Here is a 6922-nt window from a genome sequence, read left to right as displayed (position 1 = left end):
GAGGAAACACCCGAACTCTTCGTGGTGCAGTCGCCGATGGTCAATGCGTTCACGATCGGCATGGACCGACCCTTCATCGTCCTGACCACCGGCATGCTCGACATCATGACCTACGAGGAGCAGCGGTTCGTCGTCGGTCACGAGCTGGCACGCACTGTCCGTCACGCGGTGTACCGCACCGTGTTGATGCATCTGATGCGCCTCGCGGCACCGTCGGCTGGGTTCCGGTGGGCGGTTGGGCGCTACGTGCGGTCATCGCGGCTGATGGAATGGCAGCGCAAGTCCGAATTGTCCGGCGACCGAGCAGGTTTGCTGTGCGGGCAGGACGTACACACCGCAATCCGGGTACAGCTGAAGTTGGCGGGCGGCGCACGAATCAGCGAGATCGACGTCGACGCCTTCCTCGCTCAGGCCGCGAGTACGAGGCCAGTGGGGATCTGCGCGACGGCGTGCTCAAGCTGCTCAACTCGAACTCCTCTCGCACCGTTCTCGGTGCTGCGCGCCGCAGAGTTGAAGAAGTGGGTCGACAACGGCGAGTACGCGGCCGTACTTCGCGGCGACTACCCGCGCAGGTCCACCGACCACGAGGCCAAGGTCTCGGAGGAATTCCGCAACGCAGCGCGCACGTACAAGAACAACTTCGACACCTCGGAGGACCCGCTGATCAAGACGGTGCGAGACATCGGAAGTGGCTTCACCGGAGCCGTCGATGCCGTCGGCAACGGAATCGGCGACGTGGCGTCGGACATCAAGGGGCGCTTCGATCACTGGCGAAAGTCGTAGCGCCGGAGCAGGACCACGAACGAGAAAGGGCGGCGACCACCGAAGTGGTCGCCGCCCTTGTCGTTCCGTGAAGATCAGAAGTTGATCATGTGGCCTGCGAGGCCGTGGATAGCTTCCTGCAGTGCCTCCGACAGCGTCGGGTGCGTGTGGACGTTGCGTGCGAGCTCGTTGACCGTGAGGTCCCATTTCTGGGCGAGGGTCAGCTCGGGCAACAGCTCGGACACGTCCGGTCCGATGAGGTGTCCGCCGAGCAGTTCGCCGTGCTCGGTGTCGGCGATGAGCTTGACGAAGCCGGTGGCGTCGCCCAGTCCGTGCGCCTTGCCGTTTGCGGCGAACGGGAAGTTCGCGACCTTGATGTCGGAACCGCGGGCCTGAGCCTCTTCGCGGGCCTGGTCCTCGGTGAGGCCGAAGCTGGCCACCTGCGGCTGGCAGAACGTCGCGCGCGGCATCATGCGGTAGTCGTCGATCGGCAATGTCTCTGCGCCGCCGATGGTTTCGGCAGCCACGACGGCCTGCGCCTCCGCCACGTGGGCGAGTTGAAGCTTGGCCGTGACGTCGCCGATGGCGTAGATGTGCGGCACGTTGGTCTGCATCGTGTCGGTGATGCCGATGGCACCGCGATCGGTGAGCTCGACGCCGGTCTTCTCGAGGCCGAATCCGTCGACGCGGGCGCGAAGCCGACGGACTGCATCACCTTGTCGACAGTGAAGGTTTCGCTCTCACCGGACTTGTTGTGCTTGATCGCAACGGTGACCTTGGAGCCGTCGTCGTCGATGCTCTGCACGCCTGCGCCGGTGATGACCTTGACGCCGAGCTTCTTGTACTGCTTCTCGATTTCCTTCGAGACGTCCTTGTCCTCGTTGGGGAGCGCGCGATCGAGGAACTCGACGATGGTGACGTCGACTCCGTAGTTCTTGAGGACGTAGCCGAACTCCATGCCGATAGCACCGGCACCGACGATGAGGATCGAACCCGGCAGGTCCTTCGTCATGATCTGCTCTTCGTACGTGACGACGTTCTCGCTCAGTTCGGTGCCGGGAAGCAGCTTGGTGGTGCTGCCCGTCGCGATGATCGCGTTGTCGAACGTGATCGTCTCGGTGCCACCCTTGGTCAGCTCGACCTCGATGGTGTTGGCATCGGTGAACGTGCCCTTGCCGTCGTACTCGGGGATCTTGTTCTTCTTCATCAGGAAGTGGATGCCCTTGACGCGGCCGTCGGCAACCTTGCGGCTCCGATCGAACGCTGCCCGAAGTCGAAGGAGGCTTCACCCGAGATGCCGAACAGCTTGGCCTCTTTGGTGAAGAGGTGCGCCAGCTCGGCGTTACGGAGAAGTGCCTTCGAAGGGATGCAGCCGACGTTCAGGCACACACCGCCCCAGTACTTCTTCTCGATGATGGCAGTGCTGAGTCCGAGTTGTGCCGCGCGGATTGCAGCGACGTACCCACCGGGACCGGCTCCGAGGACAACGACGTCATAGTGTGAGGTCACGAGTCCCGAGCGTAGTCGTGCTGTCCGACGCTCGCTCGACCTGGTCTTCGTTACCAGCCGGTAGCCACGCGAGCGCCGACCACCCCGACGGCCCGAGTGCTGCTAGAACTGTGGAATGGCAATCTCGGACGACCCGTACCTCTGGCTCGAAGACGTCACCGGCGACGCTGCGCTCGCGTGGGTGCGCGAGAAGAACGAGGTGACGGTCGAGGCGCTGAGCGGCCCCACCTTCGAGGCCACCGAGGCGAGCATCCGAGAAGTTCTCGACACCGACGCCCGCATTCCGTATGCCCGTCGTCGCGGGCAGTTTCTGTACAATTTCTGGCGCGACGCCGAGCACGTCCGCGGCCTGTGGCGTCGAACCACGATGGACGAGTACCGAACCGAGAACCCGGCGTGGGACGTACTGCTCGATCTCGATGCGCTGGCCAGCAGCGAGGACGAGAACTGGGTGTGGGGTGGCGCGCAGGTGCTCCGCCCCCATCAACGACTGGCTCTGGTGACGCTCTCCCGCGGCGGGGCCGACGCGACGGTGGTCCGTGAGTTCGATCTGGACTCCCGCACCTTCCGCGCCTCGGAGGACGGCGGATTCGCCCTCCCCGAGGCCAAGACCGACATCGGCTGGATCGACGCGGACACCGTCTTCGTCGGAACGGATTTCGGGCCCGGTTCGCTCACCGAATCGGGCTACCCCCGAATCACCAAGCGGTGGCGTCGCGGCACCTCGCTCGACGACGCCGAGACCGTGTACGAGGGTGAGTCGCAGGACATCTCGATCTCCGCCTGGCACGATCGCACGCCGGGATTCGAGCGCGACTTCGTCCAGCGTGCCACCGACTTCTACAACTCCGAGACCTACGTCCTCGACGGATCTGCGTTGACCCGGATCCCGACGCCGACCGACGCGTCGACCTCGGTGCACGAGAACTGGCTGCTGGTCCGAACGATGACGCCGTGGACGGTCGGCGAGCAAACCTATCCGGCCGGCGCACTGCTGGCTGCGGATTTCGACGAGTTCATTTCCGGCACAATCGCTCTCACCGTCCTCTTCGCCCCGGACGCGCACACGTCACTGCACCAGTACGCGTGGACCGAGAATCATCTGCTGCTGGTGACGCTGCAGGACGTACGGACGCAGTTGCACGTGCTCACCCCTCGCACGAACGAGTGGGTCAGCACCACCGTCGACGGACTGTCGGACCTGATCTCCACCGAGATCATCGGCACCGACGCCGAGGAGAACGGCGACGAGTTCTTCCTCTCCTCGTCCGGCTATCTGACGCCGGCGACACTGCTGGTGGGCACGGTGGGCGGCGAACTCGAAGTCCTCAAGCAGGCTCCGGCATTCTTCGACGCCGACGGGCTGACGGTGGAACAGTTCTTCGCCCGGTCCGACGACGGCACCGACATCCCCTACTTCGTGGTCCGACGCGCCGATTCCGGCCCCGGACCGACACTGCTCTACGGTTACGGCGGCTTCGAGATCTCGATGACGCCCGGCTACAGCGGCGCAACCGGACGGGCGTGGCTCGAACGTGGTGGCACCTACGTCGTCGCGAACATCCGCGGCGGCGGTGAGTACGGGCCGTCCTGGCACACCCAGGTACTGCGCGCCGGACGCCATCTGGTGCACGAGGACTTCGCCGCCGTCGCACGCGATCTCGTCACCCGAGGGATCACCACCACCGAACAGTTGGCCGCACAGGGTGGTAGCAACGGCGGCCTGCTGATGGGCATCATGGTGACGAAGTACCCGGAACTGTTCGGCGCGTTGGTATGTCAGGTCCCACTACTGGACATGAAGCGATACCATCTGCTCCTCGCGGGCGCGTCCTGGGTGGCCGAGTACGGCAACCCCGACGACCCGGACGAGTGGGAGTTCATCTCGCAGTACTCCCCGTACCAGAACGTGGTGTCCGCATCCGAGCGTCGGTATCCGCCGATTCTGATCGCTACGTCCACCCGCGACGATCGCGTCCATCCCGGACACGCCCGCAAGATGGCGGCTCGATTGGCCGAACTCGGTCACGACGTCAGCTACTACGAGAACATCGAAGGCGGGCACGGCGGGGCGTCGGACAATGCGCAGTTGGCGTTCAAAACGGCGTTGACCTACGAATTTCTGTGGCGGCACCTCGCTCGCAACTGACGGTCAGGCAGCGAGAGCGTCCTCGAACATCGGCCAGGAATCGTGCAGGTCGTCCTGCCAGTAGCCCCACGAGTGGGTGCCACGGTCACGCAACTCGAAGTGTGCCGGGATGTCGAGCTGCTCGAGGGCCGTCTTCAGCCTGCGAGTGCAGTCTCCGGTCGCCACCTCGATGGCACCGCCCACGACCATCTGGTTGAGCAACACGAAGCCGGGTCCGTTGGGATTGGTGCCGTCGAGAGTGTCCGATGCCCCGGCCAGTCCGCTGCCGTTGGAGATGTACAGCGCTGTGCCACGCAACTTCTCGGCATTGACCACCGCATCGTTGCGCACCCAGTCCCGATGATCGTCCGGCCCCCACATGTTCGTCACGTTCGCGCCCAGCGCCATGGACACGACCGTCTTGACGTATGCCCGTCCCAACGCGTCGGTGGTCGACGCGCATCCGCTGTACGAACCGACGGCTCGGTACAGCCCCTGATGGTGCGCGGCCAGGTTCAGCACAGAGGTAGCGGCCATCGAGATACCTGCAATCGCGTTGCGGCCGTTGGTCTCCAACAGATCGTCGACGAGCGGTGGCAGTTCGGCGGTCAGGAACGTCTCCCACTTGTTGCGGCCGAGCACCGGATCGTCGTGCTGCCAGTCCGTGTAGTAGGAGTAGGCCCCACCCACGGGGGTCACCACATTGACGTTCTTGTCGGCGAAGAACGACACGACGTCGGTCTGGGTGTACCAGTCCATTCCGTCGACTCCGCCGCCCGCCCCGTTGAGCAGGTACAGCGTGGGGCTCGGAGCCGTCCGATCAGGAGACCGCAGAATCTTCAGTGGAATGGTTCGGTCCATCGCGGCAGAGTGAACGAATGCCGTCATCGCGGTGTCGTCGGCCACCTCGGTCCGCACCACGTACGAGCCCGTCTGCACCGTCGCCGGATGATCGGTCGACGATGACGGCGTGGCGGAGGCAGTCGGATGGGCGCCGATGGCCAGGCATGCCACCACGCCCACCATGGCTGATCTTCGCAGTGCTGCGGAGTAGCGAACGAGCAGACCATCACCGATTCGACGGACCGAAGCCCCCAGGCCGTTCATAGTCGTGCTCACTAACGTCGTCGAACAATTGTTGGTTCAACAGCTTTCTACACCAAAACGAACCATGAGTATGTAGAAATGACCAATAGCGAGCAAAACAACTGAAAGTTAATTCGAGTGAACTACTTGTGCATCCATTCGGCGACCAGGTCGGCGACCGCCGTGGGGTTTCGAATCCACCCGTTGTGGCCGAGCGGCTCGTCGACGTGCACCGAGGTGACATCGGCGTTGGCAAGCTTGCGCACGAGGTTGTCCATCGAGCCACGGGGCGCGAGGTCGTCGCCCTCGATGGTCACCGCCAGCACCGGAAGTGTCAGACGGCCCATCCGTTCCTCGTAGTCCATGTCGGCCCCCGCAGGCTCGATCGATCCGGTCCGCGCGAACCGCGACCAATCGTCGATCAGAACCCGCGACTGCCGACCGAAGCCGCCGATTCCGATTCGATCCCCCGGCCAGAACCCCGCGATGCTGCTGGTGATCGCCATCGCCGCCGCGCCCACGTACAGCGGCACACCACGGGACGTGCCGAAACCGCGGTGATACGGCGACCCGGACGCCACCAGGATCAATCCCCCGAGCCTTCCCCTGATGCGTGCGGCGTACATCGAGCCGAGCTGCCCACCCATGCTGTGCCCGAGCAAATACGGCGTCGCCGCCGGGAACTGCTCACGAACCACCTCGAAGATCGCCGGAAAGTCGACCGAGACCAGCTCCTGATACCCGTACCGACTCGCCGAACTCGGTTTGGGGACACTGTCTCCCTGGCCGCGCAGGTCCCCGATCGCGGCCTGGAACCCGCGCGCGACGAGCGCCTCGGCGAACAGTCGGTAGTAGCCACCGGGAATGCCGAGGCCGGGAAGAACGACGATCACGGGTGCATCGTCACGGCCTTCACCGGGAAACAGTGAGACCGGCACCGTCGAACCGTCGGGCATCTGAATCGGAACCGTCTGCATGGGGCAACCCTATGATGCGCCTGGGATGCAACCGAATCTTTCACGGCTCGAATACGTTTCGAACGAACGAATGACCGGCACCCACGACAGGGTGGGCACCGGTCATTCGGATCTCAGAACTGGGATCAGAGCGCGGTGGGGGTCTCGGAGCTACCGGCGTTGAACAGTGCGAGGAGGATCTGGAGGATGGATCCGAGTTCAGCGGACATACGTAAAACTCCTTCATCGAGGGGGTGTGCAGATCTGCTGTGACTTATGTCACGCGATGATCTCTGCAAGAAGATTTCTACCTCAGAAGGTCACGCTCTGTATACGGAAAAGATAGTAAAAGTCGAAAATCTTGGTGTGACATCACAAAACGGCCAACAGCCACGGGACCGAGATGTCGCGGCCGCCCCCGACGGCGACCGCGACGATGTCGGACGATTACGCGGCGCTACCCGATGTCAGCACGCCGACG

General features: G+C 63.9%; 4 protein-coding genes and 1 pseudogene. 2 read left to right on the top strand and 3 right to left on the bottom strand.

All coding sequences use genetic code 11. The annotated features are described in order from the left end of the window. Positions 1–783: M48 family metallopeptidase (locus AYK61_RS21210; protein ID WP_147458366.1), on the top strand; the 783-nt coding region annotated here is incomplete at its 5' end. Positions 784–857: 74 nt separating this feature from the next. Here AYK61_RS21210 and lpdA read toward each other — a convergent pair. Then, positions 858–2271: pseudogene (gene lpdA / locus AYK61_RS21205) on the bottom strand (dihydrolipoyl dehydrogenase). Between the two features lie 115 nt (positions 2272–2386). Between lpdA and AYK61_RS21200 the strand changes: the two are divergent. After that, positions 2387–4420: a prolyl oligopeptidase family protein gene (locus AYK61_RS21200; RefSeq protein ID WP_121872281.1), complete on the top strand. Its 2034-nt coding sequence runs from the start codon at positions 2387–2389 to the stop codon at positions 4418–4420. A 3-nt stretch (positions 4421–4423) separates the two neighbouring features. Here AYK61_RS21200 and AYK61_RS21195 read toward each other — a convergent pair whose 3' ends face one another. After that, entirely contained in the window at positions 4424–5425 is a 1002-nt protein-coding gene (locus tag AYK61_RS21195; protein WP_128644833.1) for an alpha/beta hydrolase family protein, read from the bottom strand. Between the two features lie 203 nt (positions 5426–5628). After that, positions 5629–6462: an alpha/beta fold hydrolase gene (locus AYK61_RS21190; protein WP_121872280.1), complete on the bottom strand. Its 834-nt coding sequence runs from the start codon at positions 6460–6462 to the stop codon at positions 5629–5631. Positions 6463–6922 lie beyond the last annotated feature (460 nt).

It is taken from the genome of Rhodococcus sp. SBT000017 (assembly GCF_003688915.1).
Lineage (GTDB): Bacteria > Actinomycetota > Actinomycetes > Mycobacteriales > Mycobacteriaceae > Rhodococcoides.
Note: the sequence above shows the minus strand (reverse complement) of the source record. Positions and strands in the feature narration are given on the sequence as shown.

Bases quoted from the DNA above. Each gene is read 5' to 3' on its own strand.
- AYK61_RS21200 (WP_121872281.1), top strand. From the start codon at position 2,387: ATGGCAATCTCGGACGACCCGTACCTCTGGCTCGAAGACGTCACCGGC.
- AYK61_RS21195 (WP_128644833.1), bottom strand. From the start codon at position 5,425: ATGGTGGGCGTGGTGGCATGCCTGGCCATCGGCGCCCATCCGACTGCC.
- AYK61_RS21190 (WP_121872280.1), bottom strand. From the start codon at position 6,462: ATGCAGACGGTTCCGATTCAGATGCCCGACGGTTCGACGGTGCCGGTC.